At 69.5% G+C, this 3,045-nt stretch carries 2 protein-coding genes; both read left to right on the top strand.

All coding sequences use genetic code 11. The annotated features are described in order from the left end of the window. A partial coding sequence (locus ACWEH3_RS35875) for an amino acid adenylation domain-containing protein (protein WP_452358504.1) occupies positions 1–2,166 on the top strand: 2,166 nt, incomplete at its 5' end. Positions 2,167–2,463: 297 nt separating this feature from the next. Continuing rightward, the coding region (locus tag ACWEH3_RS35870; protein ID WP_452358505.1) for an AMP-binding protein at positions 2,464–3,045 on the top strand (582 nt) is incomplete at its 3' end.

Below are 3,045 nucleotides of genomic sequence, written 5' to 3'. Positions count from 1 at the left end.
GTGGGCCGGTTGCGTGCGGACAATCTGGCGTATGTCATCTACACCTCCGGTTCGACCGGGGTGCCCAAGGGTGTGGGTGTGGCGCACCGCAACGTCATCGAGTTGCTGGCGAACACGCAGCCGTTGTTCGGGTTCGACGAGACGGATGTGTGGACGTTGTTCCATTCGTTCGCGTTCGATTTCTCGGTGTGGGAGTTGTGGTGCGCGTTGGCGCACGGCGGCAGCGTGGTGGTGGTCGACTATCTGACTTCCCGCTCACCGGAGCAGTTGCGGCAGTTGCTGATCGATGAGCGGGTCACGGTGCTGAATCAGACGCCGTCGGCGTTCTATCAGCTGGTGGAGGCCGACCGGGCCGCAGCGGGCGGGGCGGAGTGGGGGTTGCGGTATGTGATCTTCGGTGGGGAGGCGCTGGATCTGCGGAAGCTGGGCCGCTGGTATGCCCGCCATGGTGAGCGGACGCGGTTGGTGAACATGTACGGCATCACCGAGACCACGGTGCACGTGTCGTTCCTGTCGTTGGACGAGCAGATGGTCGACAACCCGGCCAGCGTGATCGGTCGGGCGATCCCGGGTCTGGAGGCGTATGTGCTCGATGACCGGTTGCATCCGGCGCCGGTCGGGGTGGCCGGGGAGATCCATGTGGTCGGCGCGCAGCTCTCGCGTGGGTATCTGGGGCGTGCGGGGTTGACCGCGACACGGTTCGTGGCCAACCCGTTCGGTGCGCCGGGCTCGCGGATGTATCGCTCCGGGGATATCGGGCGCTGGCGTGCCCGCGGTGACGACGCCACCCTGGAGTACGCCGGTCGCGGTGATCAGCAGGTGCAGTTGCGTGGGTTCCGTATCGAACTCGGGGAGATCGAGGCGGCGCTGCTGCGCTGCGCCGGGGTCGGGCAGGCGGTCGCGGTCGTCCGCGCCGACGAGCATGCCGGTGAGCGGCTGGTCGGCTACGTCGTGGCCGACCCCGGCGCGAGCATCGACCCCACCGCGGTCCGCACCGAAGTCGCCGACTTCCTCACCGGCTATATGGTGCCGGATGCGGTGGTCGTGCTCGAGGTGTTGCCGTTGACGGCGAACGGGAAACTCGACCGCCGGGCGCTGCCCGCGCCGGAGATCGTCAGCACGGTCGCCTACCGCGCGCCGCAGACGGTCACCGAGCAGGCCGTGGCCGCCGCGTTCGCCGAACTGCTCGGCGCCGACCGCGTCGGCCTGGACGACGATTTCTTCGGGCTCGGCGGTAACTCGCTGCTCGCGGCCCAGGTGGCCGGACGACTGCGGGACGCGACCGGAGCGACGGTGCAGGTGCAGTGGTTCTTCACCGACGCCACGGTGGCGGGCTTGGCCGCGCGCATCGACGCCGGCGACGCCGACGCCACCGCGGCGCTGGACGTGCTGCTGCCCATCCGGGCGAGCGGATCGGCGGCCCCGCTGTTCTGTCTGCATCCGATGTACGGCTTGGCTTGGTCGTACGCGGGTCTGGCGCAGTTCCTGCCCGTCGAGCAGCCGATCTTCGGCCTGCAATCGCCCGCGCTGTCGGAGGACGTCGAGCTGCCCGGTTCGCTGGCCGAGCTGGCCGAGCGCTACCTGTCCGAGATCAGGGCGGTACAACCGCAGGGTCCGTACCGGCTGCTCGGCTGGTCCCTCGGTGGCGTGCTCGCCCATGCCATCGCCACCAGGTTGCAGGACGCGGGCGAGCAGGTGGAGTTGCTGGCCATGATGGACAGCCATCCGAATCCGGACGTGGTCGGATTCCGCGCGGCGGTGCGCGGGGCCCTGGCCGAACTCGGCCTCGGCACGGCGGTCACCGCGGACGGCGATGTCTACGAGCTCGACGACGAGTCGTTGGCCGCGTTGCACGCCATGATCCCGGCCGATCTGGTCGCGGTGACTCCCGAGCGGCTGCGCCGGATCTACCGCACCGCGGTCCGCTCGGCGGAGTTGATCGCCGAGCACCGGCCCGGAGTCTTCCGCGGCACCGTGCAGTACTTCAGCGCGGCGATCGCCGATCCCACCGACGAGTTGCGCGCCGCCGCGGCCGACTGGTGGCCGTACGTCCAAGGCATGGTCGTCGACCGGCCGGTCGAGGTCACCCACGCTCGGATGGCCACACCGGAGGCGCTCGCGGTGATCGGACCGCAGTTGGCCGCTCTGCTCGACGCTCGCCGTTGACCATCCCTGCCGACGTCGCGACCCCAATCGCGCGTCGGCAGGTAATAATCAACCGCGGCACTCGTCACGTGCGTCCGTTTTCGACCCGAAACCCCAGGGTCGTGGCCGGTCGCGCTCGTCGTGCGCCGGTGGTCAGGTAACGATCGACCTGCGCACGTTCGATGATCCCAGAGTGGGGAGCATGGTGACGTGCGTGCGGCGACGATAGACAGGGTGAGGCAGCACGATGGTTCGGGCGGTCGGGCAGCGGTGTGACGAGACTGCGGAAGCGGTGCGCGTATGACCCGCCCGGCGCGTGTGCGCCCGACCCGAACCCGCCGCCCCCGCGTCACCACTCTGCCGCAATTGATGGCCACCGCCGTCGAGGCCAACCCGAGCGGCGCGGCCGTGGTGTTCGCCGACGCGACCGCCACGCTGGCCGCGCTGAGCTATGCCGAGCTGGACGAACGGTCCACGCGTTTGGCGCGTTTGTTGATCGATCGTGGGGTGGGTCCGGAGGATCTGGTCGCGGTCGGTGTTCCGCGTTCGGTGGAGTCGGTGGTCGCGGTGTGGGCGGTGGCCAAGACCGGTGCGGGGTTCGTGCCGGTGGATCCGAATTATCCGGCCGACCGGGTCGAGCACATGGTCGCCGACTCGGGCGCGGTCTTCGGGCTGACCGTGGAGGAACTCCGCGGTGACCTACCGGACCGGGTCGAGTGGCTGGCCATCGACACCGCGGACTGCGCCCGGCGGCTCGAGGAGTTCCCGGCCGATCCGGTGACCTACACCGACCGGGTTCGTCCGCTGCGCGCGGAGCATCCTGCCTACGTCATCTACACGTCGGGATCGACCGGCATGCCGAAGGGTGTGGTGGTCACGCAGGCGGGTTTGGCGGGTTTC

This window comes from Nocardia sp. NPDC004718, assembly GCF_053601535.1.
The sequence above is the reverse complement of the archived record's forward strand: the minus strand, read 5'-3'. Positions and strand labels throughout refer to the sequence as shown.